Source organism: Paenisporosarcina sp. FSL H8-0542, from assembly GCF_038632915.1.
GTDB lineage: Bacteria > Bacillota > Bacilli > Bacillales_A > Planococcaceae > Paenisporosarcina.
Window position 1 is genome coordinate 3,396,339 of sequence record NZ_CP152050.1, and the last position, 24,389, is coordinate 3,420,727.

Sequence of the window (24,389 nt, forward strand, 5' to 3'; positions counted from 1 at the left end):
TCTAACAATCCTAATCATTTATCTTTTTCACATCGGGTCACACCTCACTAACCAAAAGAAAAGACGCCTGCTTTCTCTATATAAAGCAGGCATCTTCCACTAAAATTATCTTAATCCGTAAGCCTTGATGATCTCTTGGGTAATTTTGTTTCCTTCATCATCCCAAGCGCTTGCTCTGAGTGAAACGGATTTTGCGTTTATCGGATTTTGGATGGTTGCGGCATAAGCGTCGCCATCTTTTGTAAGCTTCACTTTTTTCCACGATTCGCCTTCATTGAATGAAACTTCCAGAGTGGCATCCTTCACGTTTCCGTATCCTACTGCACCTTCCACTTTACCGACAGACAGCTCAAGGTTAGTAGGACGGTTTGCCAATGCATCCCCATTTACATCGGTGTCCACCTTGTAATCCAGAGTTAGGAATGGAAGATCGTATCTCCAATCCTCTGATGCTTCCGTCCAGAAGGTCCATTCAGTATGAGTGCGGACCGACGTATTCCAGCGATCTGCGTCACGTTTTGCGTCCGTAACAAAGCGGAATTGCGTACGTTCTTTTGGTGCGACATCTGTTGCATAGAGCGCTTGGCTTTTACCTTCCTTCACTAATGTATCACCCTTGTACAATTTAGATGTCTGATTTTTTACAGATATATTATAATCGTTAATACCGCCTGTGTTTCCTGTTCCTGCATCGGCCCAAGCAGGAACATTGATCATTAGATGATTGCCTTGGCGCTCAGGAGCCCAGTAACCTTCACCCAAGCTTGGACGGACAACTGGAGAGAACCAGTTCTCTGTTAATTTTTGTCCTTTTGTGTAAGTGGCCAATGGCTGACGGATCTGCCATTTCGAATCTAAGACAGTTGCCTCGTGATACCAGCCTGTGTCCTCTATTGCCGAAACATACTCAGTGCGGGCTCTTGGTAATGATATCTTTTTCAGGAAGCCTACAGCCCCAAATGTATGCGGACGCAAGTCGTATCGGAATTCTCCACCTGCTGTTTCAATGTGGGAATTGTAGCGACTGTCGATTGTCGCTAGGTCTTTATTCTTCGGTGCATAGGTTAAATCCTTTGGTATAGAACCTTTATGGACATCCATAAGATCATATACATATGGAGAATCGATTGTTCCTTCTACTTGCAGTTTTACATCTCCTGAACGTACAGCTTTTACAAGCTTGTCGCCTTCTTTTTTGCTGATACTAGCAACAGCAATCGGGTTGTCTGTGTACTCTGGAGTACCAGCATATTTACTAAATTCTTTATCCTCATTGTTGACGATGATCAGTAGCTTTGCCCCGGCAGCAGCAGCAACAGCAGCTTGTTGAGAAGGGGTTACTTCATCATTTCGATCGACCACAACAGCTTTACCTTTTGCTTTTAGGCGGTCGAAGTCAGCTGAACTGCCTTTTCCAGCATAGACAGTGGATAAGTTATACTTTCCATCCAACAATGTACTTCCAGCCAATGGAATATCATCCAGTTCCTTTCCATTAAAGTTAATGGTCAGAAATGGTTTTGTTAAACGCCAGCGAGTGAGCTGCTCAAAATATCCGGTTTTGACTTCTTTTGTTGGAACAGCGTACATCTTATCAATCCAAACCGGCATCAAATAGAGACTAGTCAGGGGCATATCACCAATTGTTCGGTGATATTCCATACGTTGGTAATTTGCCTCTGTTTTCTTCGGTACCTCTACAGATATTTCTTTTGCTTTTCTTGCATCGAGTTCCACTGTTTTTGGTCCGTTCAGTTCCACTTCCGGGTCACCTACAAGGGCTACACCAGCGTGGTCTGTGTTCACGTCCACATCCATTAGGGACATGGCTGAATAGGTGCCTGGCGGCAGGCGAAGTTCTGATGAACCATTGACAGCATAAACAAACGGCTCCATTTTCTCGCTGGATATTGCCACATATGCCAGTCCAGCAGAGCCGTCACGGTCAGTTGCATTTAGTGTAAGAGTATAACGTTCCTCTTCCTTGACCATCGCCATAGTTGTGTGTACAACAGCTTCTCCGTTTGCTTTTGCTGTTAAGTATCCTTGATAACGAGAACCTGTTTCGCCAAGTGTCGGATCAAGTGTTACGTTCACGTCCGCTGTGCCATTGGCTGGAACAGTGATGGTATTTTCAGAAAGGTTTAACATACCAGATGGAGCTTCTTTACCCTTTGCATTTGTAAATGTTGCTTCCAACTCTATTGTGATGTCCTCGGCACTATCATTTGTATAGGTAACGACTTTTTCAACAGGGGCTGCTTGATCATTCGGCCATTTAAAGAAGCCGAATGATACGGAGCTAGTTGCTCTCAGCTGTGTTCCCAAGGCTGCAGCTATATCAACCCGTCCTGTTCCCACCTGATAAGGCTGGGAACCTTCAAGCTTCGTTGTTGTGTTCATTAATGCTTCTTTTAAAGCTTTTCCGTCCCATTCCGGATGTTTTTCGGCAAGGATAGCTGCTGCACCTGCGACATGTGGTGAAGCCATGGATGTACCATCTTTTCTAGAGTAATATCCACTGCCAGATGTAAATTGGGAACGGGCTGCAACAATCCCTACACCAGGAGCAGATAAGTCAGGTTTTAGACCCATATCGCCATAGCGAGGCCCCATTGAAGAGAACCATGCAAGCCGATCCGATTTGTCCACAGCCCCGATAGTTAAAGCGGAATCTGCAGCACCAGGAGAGCCGATAGAACCTTCTGCTCCATTATTACCGGCAGCGATAACAAATAGTGTTCCATTCTCTTCACTAAGTCTATTTACAGCTTGAGACATAGGGTCTTTGCCATCACCTGGCTCGCTGGTTCCAAGACTCATATTGACAATCTTTGCATTCTCAGATGCCCATTCCATTCCATCAATAATCCAAGAATCTTGTCCAAATCCTTGATCACTCAATACTTTCCCTACCAGTAAGCGTGCATCAGGAGCAACGCCTTTGGATCTTCCATCAGCTGCACCTGTTCCAAGCACAGTGGAGGCAACGTGTGTTCCGTGACCATTTCCGTCATTCACTTCTTCGCCAGGTACAAAGCTCACCGCTTCGTCCAATTGATCGACAAGGTCCGGGTGGCCAGGGTCAATTCCAGAGTCAAGCACGGCAACCTTGACGCCTTCACCTGTAAAGCCTGCTTCCCATGCTGTGTGTGCTCCAATTTGAGGGACACTTTGATGAAGGGCTGCTTCTACACGGCCATCCAGCCAAATTTTTTCTACTCCATATTTAAAGAGTGATGATTTTTCAGGTTCTTTATTGTCCCTTTGAACTGTGACATCTTCCCAGAATGTATCCGCTTTCATTTTGTCGGTAGTAAGTGCGGCACCATTAATACTTTCCAAATCCCGAACCTTCTTCGCTCCTTTTGGAGCAATGTTTTTGGAGAAAGATCTAGCCTTTGTCTCTTCGTATTCGACGATAACCGGCAATCCTGCCTGATTCTTGTCATCATACCCATATTCAATCAATTTCGTAATATTAAATAAGTCCTTATCGAGTTTTCCTGCTGCCAGGTAAGGCATGGTAGAGTTCGGGAATACGAAAGTATCCTCACCAAAGGTCAGGACCCTGACTCCATCCCCATCCTCATTAGCTGGCTCTACATTGATGATATATTTCCCGTTTTTAAGGGTAGAAACTTTTACGACATCACCAGTAATGAGCGTAATTACGTGATCACCGGTCCCATTATTACTCATTGCAACAGTTGATTTATCCAATACCGTCCCATTCCTAGATGCTCCAAGTGCGTTCACTTGAAAAATGGAGCCTGATAGCATAGAAGCGGCAATCGATCCAACTAGAAGCGTCTTCATGGTTAGCTTTTTCATTTACATTCTCCTATTCCATAAGGTAATTAGCGGATAATTCTAAGCTGAGAAAAATCATGGTGAGGTAAAAATAAGAAGTTATTCAGTCCCAAAAAGATTACTGAAAGAAGTAGACTGCTAGAATCAGAGCTTGTCTTCACCTCCTTAAAGGTTTGGTTCTATTTCTGAGGAAGCTCCTAATGGTAGTAAGTTCTCTAGATGAGGTAAATAAATAGGAAGGATTAGTTGAATTGTATAGTCATACAATATTATTGACAAATGGGGTTTTGAGAGGGACCTAAGAACTATATTAGAAGAAGGAAATCTGCAAATATTAGCTGAAATAACCGATGGGATAAACCGAAATGTCTAAAAAAGGGGAAAAGAATTGGGGTTTTAATTAGTATAATCTAAGGTAATGAATTACATAAACTAATAAACTAAATTATCCTTATTCAAGTCAACAGTGATCTGTTGGCTTTTTCTGATGCATTCCGGACCATAATTCGCAGCATTATCTAGCGTTTTTTTATTGTCAGCGATAGCTTGTTAAATGGTGATACAATTGAATTATAAACACTAATTATTTGGTTTATAGGAGGTAATATTCCAGATGGAAAACTTAAAACTTCATGTTGGATATGATAAAAAGGAAGCATTATATGTTAGAGAAAGTCTAATCAATTACAATAAAAAACAAGTTGCTTATACTGAAGAAGAAAAAATAAATATTATTATTAAAGATGACAATCACAACATATTAGGTGGAATATTAGGGAATATAGATTGGAAATGCTTTCACATTGAGATTCTTTGGATTGATGACGTGTTACGCGGACAAGGTCAAGGAAGAGAGTTAATGAAGGAAGCAGAGAAAGTAGCTATAGAAAAAGGGTGTAATTTAATTAGATTGGAGACTTATAGTTTTCAAGCCCCTGATTTTTATAAAAAACTTGGTTATGAAGTTTTAGGTAAACTTGAAAACTATCCAGAAGGTTTTGACCATTATTATTTATTTAAAAGATTGAACAGTCTTTGATCTAAAAGTTAAATTCATATTCTCTTTAGGACCATGATACGCATAAATACCTTATTGAACTAACGGATGCTTTAGTAAATAAAGACAGTCAAAAAAATGCGCTTAGAGATACATTCCCAAGCGCATTTTTTCTCGATATAGCTAGGATTCCAGTTCACAGGTTTCTTTCCTGTGAATGCCCATCGGTCCTCTTCAAGTTCTTCATCTTCGTAAGGGATAATCCCTTTTTCCATGGCAAGATGTTGATCCAACACTCTTCCACTCCCCATTGTGTGCTGTGCCAGAAACGACCGAATTCGTCGATGTCACGGTATAGCATTGCCCCTTGCAAGTATGAGAAGGGCGAACCATCTCCTTGAACTAGACTCATCGGTTCGACTTGGTCGGTATCTTCGATGTTCCAGCCTTCCACTTTTCCGTATCCACCCATTCCCTCACAAAAGGATTCCCCTTTGAAGGTCCAGCCCTCTTTTATTTGTAGTTGAGAGTAAGGCTTCCCAGCACCTTTTCCAATTGATTGTGCTTTGTTAAGCCTAGTCCTGGATTTGGATTGTAGGATGAAGGTGCTACAATATTTGGTTTTGTGACTTCTACTGTAAATTCGACTCGTTTGATCATCGTTTATTCCTTGCTTTCACTTCCGCCAATGTATACAGTTCCATTAAATCCTGTGTGGTGAGTTTAGAATATAGGGATGTTAGTTGGTCCAGGTATCGTTGTTTTTGTGATTTCCCTGGAAATAAATCTTCTATAGAAAGGTCATCTTGAGATGATGTCCCGTTCATGATGTCTTCCCATTCAACGTCTGTTCTACTTGAACTGGCTGAGGAGTTTAACTGAGAGTAGACTTGCTCTTCAGGTTCACTCACGAAATTAAAAGTTGTGGCTGATTCGCTTATTTTGTACATTTCTTCTGACCATTCCAATTGCTTTAAAGGACTATTTATTAGTAATAAATCAGTTGAAATGTTGAATCGTTCAGCTATCGCCACAATCCAGTTTGCAGAAGGGACGCTCTCACCGCTTTCCCAACTCTTGATGCGGCTAGCGGAAGTACCGATGTCTTTCCCAAGTGCCAACATAGAAAGCCCGTGTTGAATGCGTATTTCTTTCAATCGTTCACCAAAATCTTGTGAATTGAATACCAAAATTCATCACCTCTTGAATGAATTATTAACTTTTAAGTTAAAAGTGTCAATAATTTTTATTTATAAGTAAATAGAAACCATTTCTCCCCCATTTGCGTATTAGAAAAAAAGAAGTTATCAGGTTGATTGAGGAGGGAAAAGACATGGGGTTACAGAAATGCGTCAAATGCCATCATCGATTCAGCTGGGGCAAAATATTTAAATCAAATACCTTTATGTATAAACCAATTCAATGCAGCCAATGCGGCACTGAACACCGAATTACTTTCCTTTCAAGATTGTAACAGCAGTAGTGCTTGTTCTACCGATGTACTTTTTTGGTTTCTATTTAGGGTGGCAGTGGCATTTAGCTTATGGCTACGCTTTTTTATTAGTAGTGTCATTAGGAATTATTTTTTCACTCATTCTTCCCTTTGTACAGAAGTATCGGCGCAGCTAATAAAAGTTACTGTGCAATGGATGGTTTTTTTCAATTTTTAACTGTAAATAAATGTTAGAATAAATCATATAAGGAAATTTCGAAATATATATATTAGGATGGTGTTCGGGTGAAAAAACGTATTGCGATAGCATTTCTTATAATTTCTATTGTGGGATTCATTTTCAGCTTGCACGGTCTTCTTTATGAATGGAAAGCGAAGGAATTGTCCGTTGCATTTATAGAAGAAACTTATGGAGGCGACTGCCTGAACGATATCCGAGCTGGCATATATGGAGAAGAAGATGGCTACTATGCGGTTTATGTTCGTTCAAATGATAAAACCTTTTATCTGAAAATCAAATTGTCCATGTGGGGGCAAACAGAAGAAATCTTGGATGCTTCTGAATACAATCAGGTTTACTCTTGCGAGGAGGAATTGGATGTTTAAAGAAATGAAAATCCGGATTTTTGTTGTCTTAATGATTGTCTTTGCTCTCGCAGTGGAATGGATTTTATCCTTGTATGAGATTCCTGAAAACTACAAACGCATTATTTCAGATTTCGTTTCTTTTGAATTGGTTGCGTTGCTGTTCTTTGGCTATTACTTTTATCGGTATAAATCTCCGCTCCGGACTGTTGTTTCAGACAGAAATGTTGATACTTCATTCTTATCGGTGCTAGCAATTGCGCTGATTTTCAATACATTTTCACTTACAACGTTTTGGGTTTATTTAGTGATAGAAGATTCTTTCTTTCAATTAGACCCATTTATCGTTGAACCCTCTAATGAAACTGTCCTATTTTTGATTGTCTCTATGGTGGTGACGACGGTAACGGGACCAATCGCTGAAGAATTCGTTTTTCGGGGACTTTTGTTGAACCGCCTCATCAAGAAAACGAATATGTGGGCCGGTATCTTGATTTCGAGTTTGGCTTTTGCAGCAATCCATATGCAAGCCGAAAAGATGCTAGCTACTTTCATCTTTGGCATCCTTGCCTCACTGATTTATTTGAAGACAAAAAATTTATTCATTCCGATCTTGATTCACATCGTACATAACGGCTTCACTTTATTTCAAGAATTCTTCTTTCCTTCATGGATAGAAACCCTTTTCTTAGTCAGCTCGGACGATTTATATGTGAACGTTTTCCTGAAAAGCACGTTTCTCGTGGTCAGCTTATTATTGTTGATTCTCATCATTTTGTATCTTGCAAGAAGCATATACTCCGATAGACGAAAAAGAGATGTATTATCGCAGCCAGTAGGAGTTTCTCAATAATTCGAAACCATTTCCTCCCAGTTGCGTATAAGTAAGTAGAATTTGATTGGGGTTGAGCGAATGTTTGAAGAGATGAAGACGCGTCATTTGTTTGGTTTGAATATTTTATTGATGGTGGTATTTGGAATTGGGGCTATTTTCCTTCCTTACAATGATGATAATTTTGTGGAAGCCGGAATTACGCTAATTTTGTATATAGCAGCACCCATTCTGTTCTTCCGATATCATTTCCGAAAACAAGGTCGATCTGTACGTGAAGTGGTATTCAAGGAAGGAACCGTCGAATGGCTACCTCGTTTATTTGGATTTGTTGTGATTTCCATTGCGTTTTCAATAAGTGTATTTTGGCTTCAATTGTTTGCCTTGTATCCTATTTTTCCTGGGTTTGTGGATTTTCTTTTGGAGCCCATTCCGATGCCGGAAAACCCGATTTATTTAGTGATTTCACTTGTCAGTATAGCCATTATTGGTCCCATTGCTGAGGAGTTTATCTTCCGTGGCGTTTTGTTGCATCGCATGATGAAGAAAACGTCGATGTGGGGCGGAATCCTCATTTCCAGTATTCTGTTTGGCCTGTTGCATGCAGATGTTGTCGGGGCATTTATCTTTGGAGTGATCGCTTCCTTGTTGTATTTGAAAACACGCAATTTATTGATTCCGATTTTAATGCACATTATCAATAATTCGATTGCCGTGATCTGGATGTATGTCGCACCGACTTGGCCAAAGTGGGGCATTATGGAAAGCTCAGAACTGTATGATAAAGCCCTTCCGAATGCGATTGTGCTATTGATTAGTTCTGTATTAATTACGTGGGTGATTGTAAGTTTGGTTAAAAGTTTGCCGAAGAAAACACATAAAGAAGAAGTGCATGAAGAAATAGCTCAATGATGAAGGATAATCGAGTAATCGTCCGAAAAAGAAAAAGACTGATCGTGGGAATTGGCTTGATGGTATTCGTCATGCTGCTCAATTTCCCTTTTCCGCATGAGAAACCTTTTGCCGCAGGTAATGTGTCAGTCATGAACATCCCCATTCAGGATATGGATGGGTTCAAGTTTGGTGGGCTCGTCTTGCTTGTCATTTTGGTAGTTGGTATCTATCTGTTTGGGACTTCCTTGGAAAAATATCGGGCTCGACTGGTGATTTTAGCGATTTTTCTCTACTTTTTATTGCCTTTTTTCTTAATCAATGTCTATCAAAACACACTCGCTTCGGGTATTTACGCGATTGACTATGGGTTGGATGAGAGTGTGTGTGAATTCAAGAAAATGGATGACAAGAGATTGAGTGTCATGTGTGATTTACCGTTTGAAAATTTTAGTGACGATGAAGTGACTTTTGATGTTCGATTTGGTGACGAACCGCTTTTCGAAGAGAGATTCAAGGTGGTTCCTTTGATGAATGAAAATGCTCCTTACACCGTTTCCCTTCAAGGGGACGAAACAAAAGTAGTCCGTATTGAAACAGAGTTGGCTATTTCTCGAGTAAACGGTTTAGATGGCGGGACCACCCATCAAGTACACATTGAAATATCACAAGGCAATAGAATGAGACGGTTATAAATGGACATAGTCCCTGGTACTTTCAGTTCTCTGGGATCCAAATGATTTAAAAAAAATGACTCCACAGACCGTTTTTCACAATATTTGCTTAAAGATATTCCGGATCATGTTGTTACAACATTATATTCTTATAAAGGAAGGTAATCATTAATGACTTTTTGGAAAGCTGTTGCCGCATTCATTTCAGCATGGCTCATTAGCAACTTCACGTATTTACTATTGCCATTTTTCCAATACAAATTGTTCAGTGACGGTCAATTTGTTTGGGAATCCCTTTTCAAATTTGTTTTGGATATCGCTTTGTTTGTTGTTCTTTACGTCGGGATGTATTATTTGATTTCGTTCATCCAAAGTTGGCGGATGCGTGCCCGGTATGACGCAGCTCAAAAAGAGCGAGCGAAGGAGAAACAATAGGTAGTTCAATATTAATATCTTCATTATTTTATGTATAGGCATTTACTCGATTGGCATCAGACCGTCATATATGAAATTCCCTTCAGAAGTATATACCCTAATTTGGCCATCGTGATGGCACATATCTTTTTGAAAATTGAAAATTTGTGAGCCATCACATTTAGTTTAGTTAAGGCATCATTTTGTTTATTTTTTCCATTCAACCACTCCATTTTTCCCTCTATATTAAAATCGTTCTTCTCCCCTTTTTTATTTCGACCTTATTCATATTTATTTTGTGATTGACAAGACATCTATATAACCTTATAATTCGTAAGAATCTAATTGATAATGATTTTCATTATCGAATTAATCTTTCAATTAATTTAAATAACAATATAAAGAGGAGACAAAATAATGCGATCTATACATTTTGCTCTAGTCTTCGTCCTTATCGGGCTGTTAATTTTTCCAACCAAAAGTTTTGCTACGAGCCCTGAAGATGACCTGCGCCAAGCAAACATTCAAATTGATGAAGTCGTAAAATCTGTTCAATTGGGCGACACTAAAACTGCCTCTGAACAATTTAAGAAATACACGGCTAATTGGATTTCTTTTGAATCAGGAATTAAGGAAAAATCTGAACAGGCTTACCATGATATAGAAGATAATATGGGACAAGTTCAGTTTGCTTTAGCTCAAGATCCGGTTAACTCTGAAAGTGTTCAAAAATCGCTTCAACAACTGAAAGAAACGAATACTAAATTTATTAATGGTCAATTCTCACAAACTTCAGTTGCGGATCAAGATGCTTCAAAAAATAATGGCGATGTTGCCAAACTGATTATGTTATTAAATCACTCTTTAGACAAAATTGATAACCAAGATATTGACGGTGCTAAATTAGATATTGAGGAATTCAGAAAATCTTGGTTGGACGTTGAAGGTGTAGTGCTCACTCAGTCTGCAACGGTCTACAAAAATGCAGAAAGTGATATGGTTACTTCATATTCCATGCTTTCAGCTAATCCGCCCGATGTAAAAGGGGCAAAAAAAACCATTGAAGAAATGAGAGATTATTTATCTCCACTGGTTTCAAAAACTAGCTACACGATGTTAGATGCGACGACCATTCTGTTACGCGAAGGGTTAGAAGCTCTTTTAGTTGTCGTAGCGCTTATGGGCTTTTTAAAGAAATCCGGTCATTCGGACAAGAATAAATGGATTTGGGTAGGCGTGGGTTCTGGCATTGGCATCAGTCTGGTTCTTGGCATTTTGGTCAACTTCTTATTCTCAGCTGGCACATTTGGTCACAACAACTTTCTGATTGCTGGATGGACAGGTGTTTTTGCTGCTGTCATGCTCAGCTACATGAGCTATTGGCTTCATAGTAAATCGAGTATTTTAGAATGGAATCGCTATATCCAGAAGAAAAGTACGAAGGCACTCGATACTGGTAGTTTACTTTCAATTGCGATTTTAGCTTTTCTTGCTGTCTTCCGTGAAGGAACTGAGACCGTATTATTCTATATCGGAATGGCATCTTCTATTGACTTAGGTTCCTTATTAGGTGGCATAGCGATTGGCCTAACCATATTATTGATTACGTCGTACTTAATCTTAAAAGTAGGCTTAAAAATTCCGATGCGTCCATTTTTCATGGTGTCGAGTATATTAATGTTCTACTTGTGCTTTAAGTTTACGGGTATGGGCATTCATGGTTTACAATTAGCCGGGCTTATTCCAGCTACACAAGCTCCAATTCCAACCATTGACTTTTTTGCGATCTACTCAACTTGGGAGAGCTTTATCCCTCAAATGATTTTGTTAGTCGTTGCAGTTTTTGTAGCATTTTTGGGTAAAATAAAACAAAAAACAATTCAATCAAGAATGAAAAAACAGGAGGAACTTAATAATGCAATCTAAAAAGTACGTATTCCCAATAATAATCGCAGCATCAATGGCTTTATCGGCTTGTGGAACAAATGATGAACAAACAAAAACTGATGATAACACCCAAACAGAAGAGACGACTTCACAAACATCGATTGCGGATGGAGCAAAAGAAATGAAAGCTGAAGTTGCCGATTTGAAAGTGCAATTAGAAGCAAATGACACTAAGAAAGCCGAAGCAAATGGCGAAAACTTAGAAGAAATTTGGGAGAGTTTTGAAGATGCAGTAAAAGAAAAAGACGCGGACCTTTATGAACAAGTTGAAACACCCCTTCACATAATTGAAGCAGGAGTAAAAATTGACCCTCTTGATGTAGACACATTAAATAAAGCCGCTGACGATTTGGATAGTGTCCTTTCCGATGTTGAAAAAATAAAATAAAATCAGAACAGCTTGCAATTTACTTCAACGTAGATTGCAAGCTGTTTTTTGTACGTGAACTCTACATATTCGGTGATTAGAAAAAACCCTCATGTTTGTTTTTAAAACATTTGAATGGGGTGCCTCCTAAATTTTAAACAGCGTCCCAAAATTTTTGTGTCTCGAAGTACTTGTTTTCTTTTTTTACAGGTTTATAATTCATAGAATATCAAACCTATTCTTTGAATTATAACGGAGAAACTTATGCGACCATATAATGAAAAAATCAGCATTTATTATGGCATGGCTTCGACCATTGCGATGAATTTTTCTAACAACTTCTTTCCCATTTTTGCAATTACCATTTTGAGCGCCACCAACTACCAAGTGGGATTGATTAGTTCCCTTCCCCCGCTTGTCGCGTTGCTCATGACTATTCCAGCTGCCATGCTACTGAACCGAGCACATGAGCATAAGAAGCTAGTGGCGATGTCGGTTTTGCTTGCAAGGTTGATGTTCCTGCTGATTGTCATGCTCGTGTATTTGCCTTCTGAATCGATGCAGGCATGGGCTTTCCTTGCCATCATTGCACTAATGAGTGTGCCGAATACTGTGGCAAACATCGGCTCGCAAACCTTGATTAGCGGCATGATCGATGAATCCAGGCGTGGCCAATTTTTCAGTGACCGCAATCGGCTATTGACGATGGTTGGGCTCGTTTCGACACTTATCATCGGCATGGTGATGAAAGATGAATCCGACAATGTGACAGCGTATCAAATCCTATTTGCAATGGCCTTTGGATTTGGACTTTTGGAGGCCTTCTTGTTGATGAAGCACGACGAAGCGCCTGCCCATGGGGGTGGCCCTTTGGTAAAGAAAAAGTTAATGGATTGGTCCATTTTCAAGCATGCTAATTACGTATGGTTTTTAGTAGCAGCACTATTCTTCAACTTTGCGTGGCAAATGGCATGGGGGATTTTTAACATTTACCATGTGCGTGTGGTTGGGGCGACCATTTTTTGGATCAGTATGTTTTCTGTTGGAAATATGTTGATGCAAATTTTGACATTCCCGCTATGGAAAAAATGGGCTGAGCGCAAATCGAATGTGCGTGTCTTCGTATGGGCCGCAATTGGAATGGCTTCGACGCCATTTCTGACGGTACTATCGACGAACTTGTATTACTTAACACTCGTCCAGACAATGTCGGGCTTCTTCCTGTCAGGCGTCGTGTTGCTGCTGTTCAATTTATTGTTGGAACAGTCTCCTGAAGAATCACGTACGTATTGCATCACGACCTACAATGTCCTGCTTGCATTTATGGCGTTCCTTGCACCGCAAATCGGTATTTGGATGTTGAACAGTTGGGGTGTCGAGACGGCAATGTATCTAAACTCTGGACTGAGATTGTTGAGTGCCGCGCTGTTTTATGCCGTGTATGTCCGCTATGGAAGAACGCCTAAAACGATCACCTGATGTGGATGCAAATATAATTTTCAAGTAAAACACCGCTAATCCATCATTGAATTAGCAGTGTTTTACTTGTTGTGGTATGGAAGTTATTCAGATTCACAACGCCTTTATGTAAAAAATTACTCAAATGACTTTCATTAATAGGAGGATTCTTATGCAACGCTATACATACAAAGTGCCTGGAACTGTGTTCCTTTCTACAACAATGCCCATCAATCATGAGCTAGGCGGCACCAGTTTTGCGATGCAAAAGCAGCCCCATGGCTTTGTTGCCAAAATCGTCAACGATGCCCTGATCACTGGCTTGCCCTACTGTTATAAAATCGTAAATGAGTACGAGCAACCTTTATATAGTGTAGATTGTACATTTCCAGGCATTGGCTACACATTTACCGATCATGTATCATCACAGACCGTGTCGATAAAGAGCCATAGAGTGCAATTGATGGAAAAAGCCTATTCGATTACACTTGCCAACCACGAATATTATATTGAAAACGATTATACAGGTGTCGGTCACTTGAAATGCAACAATACACACGTTGCCACTGTTTCGAGACTTTCTGCGACTAAAATCTCAACAATTGATACCGTTGTCATTCAAGCAACGACACAGGAAATTGCAGTTATCGCGGCCGTACTATATCATACGTTTTACTATTTGGGTGCTTAATATTGGTTGTTGGATGGTGTTTTTCATTTTGATTTCTTTCCATACATTTATCGTTAACTAGTCCAATTAAAATAAATTCCTTACTACACGAATGATTAGTCTCGGGATAAAGGTGAGGATGCCTAAAATAATTTCAATTAGGATCGAATCTCGAATCTCCCTGTCCATCTGTCCATGTCTCTTAAAAACCATTTCTTTTTTCCTAGGATTATTCTTCATTCTTATCCCCTCTGTATCTTTAATCATGACTTTAAAAATTTACTATTGTATGTTGTTGAGCTAATCTATCCGCAAGTTTGATATTGTCCTTCAAGTAACCCGGTACATCATGATGATTTACGATTTGTTCAGTGGTCATCCACAGAACGACGTCCACTTCATCTGGACTCTTAGCATACGCTTCTCCCGAATGGTGGTCGCAAAGAAATACAATATCTACTACATGGATGCCTGAATCCGTAACAAATGATGAGCTATTCACATACCGAAGATTTGAAACTTCAATGCCCACTTCTTCCGCAATTTCTCTTTTTAGTGTTCTTTCTAAAATATCCGATGAAACTCCTTCTATTTCTACCTTGCCCCCAACCAAAGACAGCGATCCACCCGCATGTTCTTCTTTTTCACTGCGTCTGATTAACAACCACTTTCCATCGTGATAAATTGCGCCCTCTACATTTACAATAAACAAAAGTTCCCCTCCTCAGATTTCATCTATAAATCAATTTATTTTGCCTTATACTCACTTTTTAAAAGAATGTCGTCTGCAGGCAGTTGCGTCCATTCTACAAGGAATACATAAAGATATTAAACGATTCAAGATTAAATTAACGCATGTGTCTCTTTATACGTACTGAAAGTAAAAAAGTTCCAATTCAAGAGTGTCTTTTCATTCCATTAAAAAACACCCCAAAATGGAGTGCAATTTGTTAACTATTTCAGTTTTCATTACGATTCCTTCGACCCACTTGGAATTCGTGTATTGTTAAATTGTCTCTCTTGTTCTGCCAAAATATCGTTATCTTCCGCATTATCACGTGTCACTTTTTGTGTTAGGATTGCACCCACTGCCACCAAGATCATGACTGCGATGTAATAGCCTTTTTCATTTAGTTGTAAATTATCCGCATTGTAAAGACCGATTGCGAACATGACTACACCTGCAAAGAATGTGAAATAAGCAAGCACGGTAAAAGCGACGGTATTGCGTCTTCTGTATTTCGTTGGATACATAGAACACCCTACTTTTCTCTTTATTTGTACTTCTTATTATATGATATGAGTGGAAATTCTAGGTATTTCGCAAGAAAAAAATGCATTTTCCCATTTTTCAGACCGTTATCGCTTTTTTTACTAGAGTGAGACATATTATGGGCAACCCTGTATAACTTGAAAAATAGGCTATTCGCGGTTTTTCTGGTTGTATTCGCGTTTCCAGCCGGTCTATTCACGCTTTTGACACTTCTATTCGCAGCCCCATACAAAAAAAAGCGAAGCGAAGTGACATGATCACCTTGCTTCGCACTCTTTATTGGCTAATCTTAAGCTATACGACAAAATTGAATTGATAAATCCCTTGATAGTGGTTGAGTAACTCATCCAACTCTTGACTGCACATGACGACGTTGGGATGACTCATACCCAAGTGCTTTGCTTTCTTATACATTTCTCTTTTTTTACTGTTGATTTGTTTCAACGTTACGTTCGTTTTACCTATCGTTGGCGTATTCATATTTCCCTTCCTCCATACCCATATGATTTTTGAGAGCACATAAGTTCTAGCGGTCAGTCAGAAAAGCGTTTTAAACACAGGGCTATGGTTGCGATAAGCTTGATTGAAGGGTTTTTCCTTCTTAATTATTACCATTTACTTTACATTTTTATTATATAACGCAAATCCATTTAAATCAATATATGGTGTTAACTTTATTTTTCGACACTACATATTGTGAAAATAAATCATTTTTTTCATAAAATAAGCCATAAAAAGCTATGTGCTTTCTGTGGCTTATTTAGCACTAATATTGCATTTAGTTAATTACTCCTCATCCTCGAGACTTAACCCTTTAACATGCTTGCGATTGAGCTGCTTCTTCACTTTCCGATAATTTTTGGATTTGAAAATGATATCGTAATCATAGTTTTCAGGATACAGTTCACTTCCTTTAATGTGAAGCTGCAATCTTTTATGGTTAAAGGCTTTCTTTTCGCCTTTCACTTGCACGATGTAATTCCCATTGCTGTCAGGTCCTTTATATACAATCCCCGTCTCATTCGCAGCGGGTATCGTGACATTGTCTCCTTGTTCAAACTGCGCTACCTTTTCTTCAATGGCTTCCTTATTTTGTCGAGTTTTTCTGGCGTATTTATTTGTCGTGATTTGCTGCACATAATGAAGGTCCTTCAAATCAGCCTCGCTTGCATCATGAGGATATGTCTGCTCTCCTTTATACGATATGTCGTGTGCTTTTCTGATTAACTGCGGGTGCAATCCAAGCTTCAATGCAATATCAAACGCCTGACTTTTCCCGCTTTCCCCCAATAACAAACGATACGTTGGTCGCAGTGTCTCGAGATTGAACTCCATCGAGCCATTCACAAACCCTTCTTTCCGATCGGCAAAATCTTTCATTTCACTGTAATGGGTCGTTGCAAAGAGTGTTGCTCCTTTTTCAAACAATTGCTCCAAAATGACGATGGCCAACGCCATCCCTTCACTCGGATCCGTTCCAGAACCAAGCTCATCTAGCAGTACAAGTGATTGATTATCGGTTTTCTTTAAAATGTCGATAATGTTCAAAAGGCGTGAACTGAATGTGCTTAAATTCGCTTCGATGCTCTGGCCATCTCCTATATCCACATAGATTCGATGGAAAATGTGGAGTGAACTTCCCTTTTCCGCCGGAATGAACAAACCTGTTTGTGCCATCATGGTCAGCAGTCCGATGGTTTTTAGCGTGACGGTTTTCCCGCCAGTATTCGGACCCGTAATGACCAGTGCCCGATCTTTTTCTCCGAAATGGATGGATAAAGGAACTGCATTCCCTTTCAGCATAGGGTGCCTCGCCCCATTCAAATGAATGATATAGTCCTCGTTCAACGTCGGACGTTCCCCATCAATGGAGACGCTGTACTTTGCTTTCGCAAAAATAATGTCATAATGATGCATCGTGTCCATAGCAATGTTGATTGCTAGTTCTTGTTCTAAGAATTTTTCGGTCAGTTCGTACAATATCTTCTCCACTTCATGCTCTTCTGAAATTCTCAAGTACTCGATCGATTCCTGCATTTCTTCCAGTTCTTTCGGCTCCATGAATAACGTTGCGCCTGATGCAGAGGAATCAATAACAGTCCCTTTCACTTTAGTTCGGTATTCCCTTTTGACGGCAAACACATAACGACCATTTCTTTCGGAAACCATCGCTTCCTGCAAAAACTGCGCAAACGTTTTTGACTTCACCATCGTTTGTGCTCGTTCCTTCACCTTAGCCAGTTGCATGGATAACTGTCTTCGAACAGTTGAAAGTTCTTTCGTAGCATAATCGTCTACTTGACCGTGTCTCAAGCAGCGCGTCAGTTCAGCTTCCAACTCATTTAAATCCCCTATTGATTCCGCATACAAATGTATAGTAGGTGCTGCGTACTGTTTATCTTTCATAAAGCGCTTCAGTTTATTACAGTGATCCAGGAAAGAAAGGACACGGGTAAATTGATCAGCCCGAATGTACAATCCTTTCTTTGCCTGTTCGATGTATTGCTCCATATCACTTAATGTATGAATCGGCACACTGGCACTAATTTTCATAATTTGCAGTGCTTCATGCACCTCACCTAATCCATGTTCAATACTTTTCTTATTCGTGGTCGGTCGCAATCCCTCGATTGAGTTCTTCGCCCGCTCCGTAATCGCAAAGCTCCCTACTTCCTGTAAAATTTCTTGATATCCCAATACATCAATTGTTTGTTGATTCATTATTAATCCTCCCTTTTTTTATAAGGCACTGTTAATTTCTATAGTTAAATTTTATAAAAAAGTGGGAATCTACTCCCTTTCCGCGGACGAACCGGCAAGCCTCCTCGCTCGTGCCTCGCTGCGGGGTCTTGCCAGCCCGTTTTTCCGCAGGAGTGTCGCAGATTCCCTTGCTATCAAATACATCGTTTAGCAGACGGCTAGTGCAAATTTACAATCAATAAGGTGTAACAAAACCTTTTCCAAATAAAAAAGCCGACATGAAAACACTCATGACGGCTTAGAAGATATTGCATATAATGGAATCCCTGATTTGTGCACAAAATCGGCTTTGGTTGACGAAAATCAAACAAATGACCGTTTATAGACACAAAAAAAGCGATGACAAATACATGCCATAGCTGGAAATTCCATTCTTCTTTGCTATGATGCTTGTTCTTAACAATTCTTGAAAAGCGCAACCTAAATAAACCAAGCATTTTCTTGGTTTTTTGCTACTTTCAAGACCGTATTAAAATGACGGATTAGTTAAGAACTGCCACACTCATAAATAAACTCCTCTTTCGGATCTTTCTTTTACAAATTCAGAATATGCGAATTTCAGAATTTTGTCAATTATAGGAACTCATTTCGGCAGGACTTTTCATCTATTTATAGAATAACCTCATGACAAGATACTATTATTGAACTTTTCATTCTTCCAGCATATCAATCTTCATTGCTACATACGTATTATCGTCGCATCTTTTGTCAAAACTAGTTACTAATTTGCGATACAAGTTGTTATCACTCTTTTTATATCGTAGCTAATGAATATTTTGGAGGAACGTCGTGAAAAAGTACTATTTATTAATCGCCTTATGTATGTTAATCGTTGGCTGTTCACATTTTTCGGCCCCTGAATTGCCAATCGACAGTATACCTGTCGCCAATGCAATGGAAACTGAAATGGCAAAAAGACCTGTAAAGCCAATTACAGTCAAAGCATTCAAAATTGAAAAACCCGTGGTAACAACCGCGAAACTTGTTGCAATTGGCGATATCCTGCTACATCAACCCGTATATAAAGATGCAAAAACGACTGACGGAACATATGATTTTACGGCCATGTTCGAAAAAGTGAAGCCTTTTATCGAAAGTGCCGATATTGCAGTTGCCAATCAAGAAACGATGATTGGGGGTCCAGAGCTGGGGCTTTCCAGTTACCCCAAGTTCAACAGTCCTTATGAAATTGGAGATGCGTTGAAGTACTCGGGAATCGATTTAGTGACCATCGCAAACAATCACACGCTGGATAGGGGTGAAAAAGCCATTCTTAACGCCATAGACTATTGGGATCAGATTGAGATGCCATATACGGGTGCTTTCAAATCGCCAGACGACCGGAATATGGTACGGACTGTCACGAAGAATGACATCACTTTCTCTTTCCTGTCCTATAGTTATGGCACGAACGGCATGCCAGTTCCTGAAGGCAAACCTTATTTGATTAATTTGATTGACTTGCCGTTAATTGAACAGGACGTGAAAAAGGCGAAAACCATTTCGGACGTGGTGGTCGTATCCATGCACTGGGGAAATGAATATGAAAAAACACCAAACGACACACAAATTAATTTAGCCAATGAGCTTTCAAGCATGGGCGTTGATATTATCATTGGCCATCATCCTCACGTTCTTCAACCCGTTGATTGGATTGAACGGCCGGACGGAACGCGAACATTCGTCATGTATAGTTTAGGAAACTTTTTATCTAGCCAAGAGGGCTTGGAGAAATTGACAGGTGGCATTGGTGGCGTGGAAATAACGAAGGTCGTGGATTCGGAGAAAACGGTTATCAAATTGGATCACCCTAGTTTCGTACCGACTTATGGTTACTACAAAAACAAGCGTGACTTCGAAGTCATCCCTATGCATTTGTTAACGGAATCTTATTTACCTGGCTATCAAACGCACTATGAGAACACCCAAAGACACCTGAACGTATTAACGAATGAACTGACGTTTATTGAAAAATAATCGGTAAATGAAAGAGGACGGCTCTAAAGCCATCCTCTTTTTTGTGATTTGTTCCCTATGCCTTATCTTTTGGATTCATTTTTTATCTAGTAGCTAACTTGGTGCAACTGAGGATTGTTTGTAGCTTCAATTTTGTCTAAATTAAAGCATGTTTGACAAAGCCTGGCATACAATTATTTGTAGGCAGACGAACGGAGGCGAATTGATGTCGAACGAGTTTGTGGTAAGGTCATTAGACGAAATTCGATTTTGGGCAAGAATTATGAAAGAACATGCTCTATTTTTAAGTTTAGGATTTTCTGCAAATGACAAAAAGCTTATTGAGGAAGCTCTACAGTTCATTGCTGTCTTTGAAAGAATTGAAGAGCAATTAGCCGGTTACTCAGTGCATACCGATCCACGACAGATTAAAGCTTTCAACACGCAGGTGTATCAAGCAGTTGCATCCATTTGGGCGTATAAGCGAAAAGTATTAGGACTCATTCTTCGTTGTGAAATCACGTCAAATAACTACCCTTTACTGGTTGATCATACGAGTAGAGAAGCCGCTTATTTTGCTAATCGATTAAAAGATTTGAATGAAGGTAAATTACAGCCTTTACCCGAGGCCATCATTGAAGAAAATGTATTCTTCCTTAAGATTATGGCGGACCATGCGAAGTTTATCGGGCATTTATTAGACCCAAGCGAACGAAAATTGGTCGATCAGGCAAGAGAATTTAGCAACGATTTTGATCAGTTAATGTTCCAGGCAATTGACTTGGATAGCATGAGACCACAATCAGAAACGACCCCTCTACTCGATCATTTTTTAGATCAAAATCGGGTGTCCGTCGTTGCATTAAGGGACTTCAAGAAAACAGCCCGTGATTTAATTGAAGCATGCCGGATTAAGAGTGATATTCATCCTCTTTTAGCGGATCATGTTTTTAGAGAAGCCGAACGGTTTATTGAAATCATTGATATTTTCGAGGTAAGTCTTTTAAACCCTAAGCCAGAAGTCAGTTTATAAATAAGCCGTCAGCTTTAACGGCTTCTTTTTGTTTTCTTTTTAGTTTAGATTATTCAGGCATCATGAATGCAAGATTACCCACATTATTTGAACGAGCGAAAAGTATCGATAAAGGTTTGCGGATTGCTGTGAATGTTAAATGGAATAACGCCTTGATTGGTATGGAGGTATAAAATTCCCGCTTCTGAAGAAAAAGGCCTGTAGGAAACATCCAGTACCTGATTAAGCGTGAATTTTGTTCTGGCTGTCGTCACGTTTTCAGATGTGATGGTTAGTTCATGATGCGTGGCGATTTTCTGTAGCTTGTAATAAAAGTCGATTTTTCGTTCTACTTCCGTGTAAACAATCATGGCGTGTTGTTCTTTATTCATCACCCGACAACCCTCCTTTGCTTTAATGGTACAGGAGATACGCCAGAAAAAGCAAAACATACAAAGGACCAGGTCCAATGTATGTTAAGACGTTTTTGCCGCTTTCTTCTTTCGGGGAACCGGCTTTTTCTTTTTGGTTTTATCCAGCGACGCTTGAAGTGCAGACATTAAATCGGTCACATTTGAAGGTGCTACAGCTTGTTTTTCACTCGCCGTTACGGTCTTGTTGCCAGTTTTCTTCTCTTCAATCAATTCCATCAGTGCAGTACGGTAGTCATCCGTGTATTTTTCGGGTTCAAACGTCGTCGTTAATTGCTCCACCAATAACAAGGCAGTATCAAGTTCTTTCTGAACGATAGCCGGTTCACTCGGGATATTTGGGACTTCTTTCGCACTTCGTACTTCATCTGGAAAATGAATCGTTTCCATAATTAAAATTTCGTCGTAAACTCGCACTACTGCTAGCTGTTCTTTTGAACGGATCATGATTTTGGCAACGCCAATTTTCCCGGATTCAGTTAATGCTTTTTGCAGAAGGGAATACGCTTTCCCTCCTCCCCCATCCGGCGCCATGTAGTAGCTTCTTTCAAAGTAAATGGGGTCGATTTCTTCCAATTTCACGAAATCAATAATTTCCACTGCTTTGTCTTCATTTTCCTTTTTCAATTTCTCCAGTTCATCGTCGTCCAACACCACAAATTTATTTTTCGAATACTCGTAAGCTTTTACAATGTCTTCGCTTTGTACTTCTTTTTTACAACCGGCACATACCTTTTGGTAATTGATTGGCGTGTTGCACTCTTTGTGTAATTGTCGTAATTTAATATCCTTATTTTCTGTCGCAGCGTGAAGCTTAACTGGAATATTGACCAGTCCAAAGCTGATACTTCCTTTCCAAACAGTATGCATATTCGATTCACCACCTACATTTCTTTTTCTTACTATGCTTTTTTTGCCTATATTTATGTATCAGGTTCGGAAAATTACAAAAGCTAGGAAAAACAATCGAGAGTAGGATAAAAATTGAAGCCGATGCTTTTAACTACTGCAACAGAAATTCCAACAGGAAAAGACTGGTTGTACGAAGTGAAATACGATGGCTTTCGTTGCCTTCTTGAATGGGTGGATGAAACGCCCACTCTCAAAAGCCGGAATGGCAAAGTGCTCAATCCGATGTTTCCGGAAATCATTGATTATTGTCAGGACATTTATGAGAATATCCGCTCCTTTTTGCCCTTGATGCTTGACGGAGAACTGGTTTATTTGGTGAATGACCAACAAAGTAACTTTTCCATTGTACAAATGAGAAGCCGCATGCGAACACAAAGCGTCATCAGTAAACATGCTCAGGAATTCCCTTGTCATTATGTTGCATTTGATTTGTTAACCTGCAAAGGCGAAACGCAACAAAGTGTTCCTTTTTCAAAGCGTAAGCAGCTTATGCGTAAGGTGTTTAAATCCCTCAACTTGCCACATTCCGTCGATTATCAGGATTTTGCACGAATTCAAATGGTTGAGGAAAACAAACACAGCAAGAAATTGTGGAATGAAGTAAAAGTAAGTAATGGTGAAGGTATCGTTGCCAAAGAAAAAATGAGCAAATGGCAAAGTGATAAACGCACCAGCAACTGGATGAAAATTAAAAACTGGAGATATGTCACGGTCATTTTATTCAAATACGATCACAACAATGGTTTTTTCCATGGATCCATTTATGGCAAAGGACAGTTGATTGAAGTTGTTACTTTTCGCCACGGGCTGAAAAAAGAAGAAATGAATACATTAAGGACGTTATTCGAATCAAATGGCACCTTAATTTCTTCGAATGTATGGGAACTTGAACCATCCATTTGCGTAGAAATTGCATGCATTGATTTCGATGGCAAACACCTAAGGGAACCGCGATTTCATGCATTCGTCTTTGACAAAGACCCTGCCGATTGCGATTGGAAACAAATGCAACGTCAGCTTTATCCTTTACCCGAAAATGTAAAAATCACTAATCCGGACAAGCCCGTGTGGCCATTATTAGGTTTGAACAAAGATGATTACTTACTTTACTTGCAACATGTCTCTCCCCATATGTTGCCTTTCTTGCAGGATAGACAACTGACCGTCATCCGCTTCCCGCATGGTGCTGAAGGTGAAAGTTTTTATCAAAAAAATGCACCTGATACATTTCCGGATTTTCTTGCGACCTCATCAGGAGATGACATCACACATATGGTGTGCAATAACCTGGAATCCTTACTATGGCTTGGGAATCAGTTGGCATTAGAGTTACATATTCCTTTCCAGACAATAGGAACAGAAAAGCCGACTGAGATTGTGTTTGACTTGGACCCTCCATCCGTTCAAGAGTTTTCATTGGCCATAGAAGCCGCGCAGCGAATGAAAGCTATCTTTGATCAATTTGGTCTTGAATCCTTTGTGAAAACTTCTGGTCGCAAAGGTTTGCAAGTTTACATTCCTTTGCCTTTTGATCGTTTTTCTTATACCGAAACACGCGTGTTCACAAAATTTGTTTGTGATTTTTTATGCGAACAGGAACCTCAATGGTTTACAACAGAGCGCTTGATTAAGAACCGCCACAACAAATTGTATTTGGACTATGTGCAGCACCATGAAGGGAAAACCATCATCGCACCCTATTCTGCTAGAGGAACTGAAAAAGGTTTGATTGCCACACCGTTAACTTGGAATGAAGTAGACGATTCTTTGAAACCTGATCTATTTTCCATACCCGCCGTATTGGAACGCCTGAAAAACAAAGGGAATCCTTTTCGGGATTTCCGGGATACAGCAGACGAAATGAAGTTTGCCGATGTTCTGAGTCAACTGCAAGAATTCGTGAAAAATAAGGCATAACTCATTTTCAGAGAAACTAAATACTAA

The 24,389-nt window shown here is 39.8% G+C and carries 23 protein-coding genes; 13 read left to right on the forward strand and 10 right to left on the reverse strand.

All coding sequences use genetic code 11. The annotated features are described in order from the left end of the window. Positions 1–105: 105 nt before the first annotated feature. A complete protein-coding gene (locus MHH33_RS16990; RefSeq protein ID WP_342542457.1) occupies positions 106–3,834 on the reverse strand; it encodes a S8 family serine peptidase in 3,729 nt (1,242 codons plus the stop codon). Positions 3,835–4,426: 592 nt separating this feature from the next. On the opposite strand from MHH33_RS16990, the gene MHH33_RS16995 reads away from it, so the two are divergent. After that, positions 4,427–4,852 (forward strand): GNAT family N-acetyltransferase, encoded by a 426-nt coding sequence (locus MHH33_RS16995; RefSeq protein ID WP_108586992.1) that lies wholly within the window; start codon positions 4,427–4,429, stop codon positions 4,850–4,852. Positions 4,853–5,006: 154 nt separating this feature from the next. Here the strand turns inward: MHH33_RS16995 and MHH33_RS17000 are convergent, their stop codons facing one another. Genes MHH33_RS17000 through MHH33_RS17010 form a run of 3 tightly spaced genes read right to left on the reverse strand, consistent with a single transcriptional unit; the run spans position 5,007 to position 6,000 of the window. Further along, positions 5,007–5,282, reverse strand: a complete 276-nt coding sequence (locus tag MHH33_RS17000; RefSeq protein ID WP_036659558.1) for a hypothetical protein — start codon at positions 5,280–5,282, stop codon at positions 5,007–5,009. Positions 5,283–5,323: 41 nt separating this feature from the next. Continuing rightward, the gene (locus MHH33_RS17005; RefSeq protein WP_016428707.1) at positions 5,324–5,470 is read right to left on the reverse strand and encodes a hypothetical protein; all 147 of its coding nucleotides are present in this window, start codon (positions 5,468–5,470) and stop codon (positions 5,324–5,326) included. Beyond that, positions 5,467–6,000: a helix-turn-helix transcriptional regulator gene (locus tag MHH33_RS17010; protein ID WP_342542458.1), complete on the reverse strand. Its 534-nt coding sequence runs from the start codon at positions 5,998–6,000 to the stop codon at positions 5,467–5,469. Before MHH33_RS17010 ends, MHH33_RS17005 begins: the two co-directional genes overlap by 4 nt. A gap of 548 nt (positions 6,001–6,548) precedes the next feature. On the opposite strand from MHH33_RS17010, the gene MHH33_RS17015 reads away from it, so the two are divergent. The 9 genes from MHH33_RS17015 to MHH33_RS17055 all read left to right on the forward strand — a co-directional run bounded on the left by MHH33_RS17015 (position 6,549) and on the right by MHH33_RS17055 (position 14,122). Continuing rightward, positions 6,549–6,869 (forward strand): hypothetical protein, encoded by a 321-nt coding sequence (locus MHH33_RS17015; RefSeq protein ID WP_342542459.1) that lies wholly within the window; start codon positions 6,549–6,551, stop codon positions 6,867–6,869. After that, positions 6,862–7,701 carry a type II CAAX endopeptidase family protein gene (locus MHH33_RS17020; RefSeq protein ID WP_342542460.1) on the forward strand — a complete coding sequence of 280 codons (840 nt, stop codon included), beginning with the start codon at positions 6,862–6,864 and terminating at the stop codon, positions 7,699–7,701. The genes MHH33_RS17015 and MHH33_RS17020 overlap by 8 nt, the downstream gene beginning before the upstream one ends. A 60-nt stretch (positions 7,702–7,761) precedes the next feature. Beyond that, a complete protein-coding gene (locus MHH33_RS17025) occupies positions 7,762–8,592 on the forward strand; it encodes a type II CAAX endopeptidase family protein (RefSeq protein ID WP_342542461.1) in 831 nt (276 codons plus the stop codon). Beyond that, positions 8,589–9,266 (forward strand): hypothetical protein, encoded by a 678-nt coding sequence (locus tag MHH33_RS17030; protein ID WP_342542462.1) that lies wholly within the window; start codon positions 8,589–8,591, stop codon positions 9,264–9,266. The genes MHH33_RS17025 and MHH33_RS17030 overlap by 4 nt, the downstream gene beginning before the upstream one ends. Positions 9,267–9,416: 150 nt before the next feature. Next, positions 9,417–9,680 carry a hypothetical protein gene (locus MHH33_RS17035; RefSeq protein WP_016428714.1) on the forward strand — a complete coding sequence of 88 codons (264 nt, stop codon included), beginning with the start codon at positions 9,417–9,419 and terminating at the stop codon, positions 9,678–9,680. A gap of 396 nt (positions 9,681–10,076) precedes the next feature. Continuing rightward, on the forward strand, positions 10,077–11,585 hold the full coding sequence (locus MHH33_RS17040) for an FTR1 family protein (protein WP_342542463.1): 1,509 nt from the start codon (positions 10,077–10,079) through the stop codon (positions 11,583–11,585). Then, a complete protein-coding gene (locus MHH33_RS17045) occupies positions 11,575–11,994 on the forward strand; it encodes a hypothetical protein (protein WP_016428717.1) in 420 nt (139 codons plus the stop codon). The genes MHH33_RS17040 and MHH33_RS17045 overlap by 11 nt, the downstream gene beginning before the upstream one ends. Before the next feature lie 243 nt (positions 11,995–12,237). Continuing rightward, positions 12,238–13,452 carry an MFS transporter gene (locus MHH33_RS17050; RefSeq protein ID WP_342542464.1) on the forward strand — a complete coding sequence of 405 codons (1,215 nt, stop codon included), beginning with the start codon at positions 12,238–12,240 and terminating at the stop codon, positions 13,450–13,452. A gap of 151 nt (positions 13,453–13,603) precedes the next feature. After that, a complete protein-coding gene (locus MHH33_RS17055) occupies positions 13,604–14,122 on the forward strand; it encodes a hypothetical protein (protein ID WP_016428719.1) in 519 nt (172 codons plus the stop codon). A gap of 250 nt (positions 14,123–14,372) precedes the next feature. Here the strand turns inward: MHH33_RS17055 and MHH33_RS17060 are convergent, their stop codons facing one another. The 4 genes from MHH33_RS17060 to MHH33_RS17075 all read right to left on the reverse strand — a co-directional run bounded on the left by MHH33_RS17060 (position 14,373) and on the right by MHH33_RS17075 (position 18,095). Further along, positions 14,373–14,813: an NUDIX domain-containing protein gene (locus MHH33_RS17060; protein ID WP_342542465.1), complete on the reverse strand. Its 441-nt coding sequence runs from the start codon at positions 14,811–14,813 to the stop codon at positions 14,373–14,375. Positions 14,814–15,070: 257 nt separating this feature from the next. After that, positions 15,071–15,355, reverse strand: coding sequence for a YiaA/YiaB family inner membrane protein (locus MHH33_RS17065; protein ID WP_016428722.1), 285 nt, complete (start codon positions 15,353–15,355; stop codon positions 15,071–15,073). 313 nt (positions 15,356–15,668) lie between these two features. Further along, positions 15,669–15,854: an aspartyl-phosphate phosphatase Spo0E family protein gene (locus tag MHH33_RS17070; protein WP_016428723.1), complete on the reverse strand. Its 186-nt coding sequence runs from the start codon at positions 15,852–15,854 to the stop codon at positions 15,669–15,671. Between the two features lie 306 nt (positions 15,855–16,160). Continuing rightward, positions 16,161–18,095, reverse strand: coding sequence for an endonuclease MutS2 (locus tag MHH33_RS17075; protein ID WP_342542466.1), 1,935 nt, complete (start codon positions 18,093–18,095; stop codon positions 16,161–16,163). Between the two features lie 828 nt (positions 18,096–18,923). On the opposite strand from MHH33_RS17075, the gene MHH33_RS17080 reads away from it, so the two are divergent. Then, positions 18,924–20,111 (forward strand): CapA family protein, encoded by a 1,188-nt coding sequence (locus MHH33_RS17080; protein ID WP_342542467.1) that lies wholly within the window; start codon positions 18,924–18,926, stop codon positions 20,109–20,111. Positions 20,112–20,316: 205 nt separating this feature from the next. Further along, complete coding sequence (locus MHH33_RS17085; RefSeq protein WP_016428726.1) at positions 20,317–21,123, forward strand: DUF2935 domain-containing protein; 807 nt, start codon at positions 20,317–20,319, stop codon at positions 21,121–21,123. 83 nt (positions 21,124–21,206) lie between these two features. On the opposite strand, the gene MHH33_RS17090 is transcribed toward MHH33_RS17085, so the two are convergent. Both MHH33_RS17090 and MHH33_RS17095 read right to left on the reverse strand, forming a co-directional pair. Continuing rightward, on the reverse strand, positions 21,207–21,494 hold the full coding sequence (locus tag MHH33_RS17090; protein ID WP_342542468.1) for a hypothetical protein: 288 nt from the start codon (positions 21,492–21,494) through the stop codon (positions 21,207–21,209). An 84-nt stretch (positions 21,495–21,578) separates the two neighbouring features. Then, on the reverse strand, positions 21,579–22,403 hold the full coding sequence (locus MHH33_RS17095; protein WP_342542469.1) for a Ku protein: 825 nt from the start codon (positions 22,401–22,403) through the stop codon (positions 21,579–21,581). A gap of 114 nt (positions 22,404–22,517) precedes the next feature. Between MHH33_RS17095 and MHH33_RS17100 the strand changes: the two genes are divergently transcribed. Next, positions 22,518–24,362 (forward strand): DNA ligase D, encoded by a 1,845-nt coding sequence (locus MHH33_RS17100; protein WP_342542470.1) that lies wholly within the window; start codon positions 22,518–22,520, stop codon positions 24,360–24,362. The last annotated feature ends 27 nt before the right edge of the window (positions 24,363–24,389 follow it).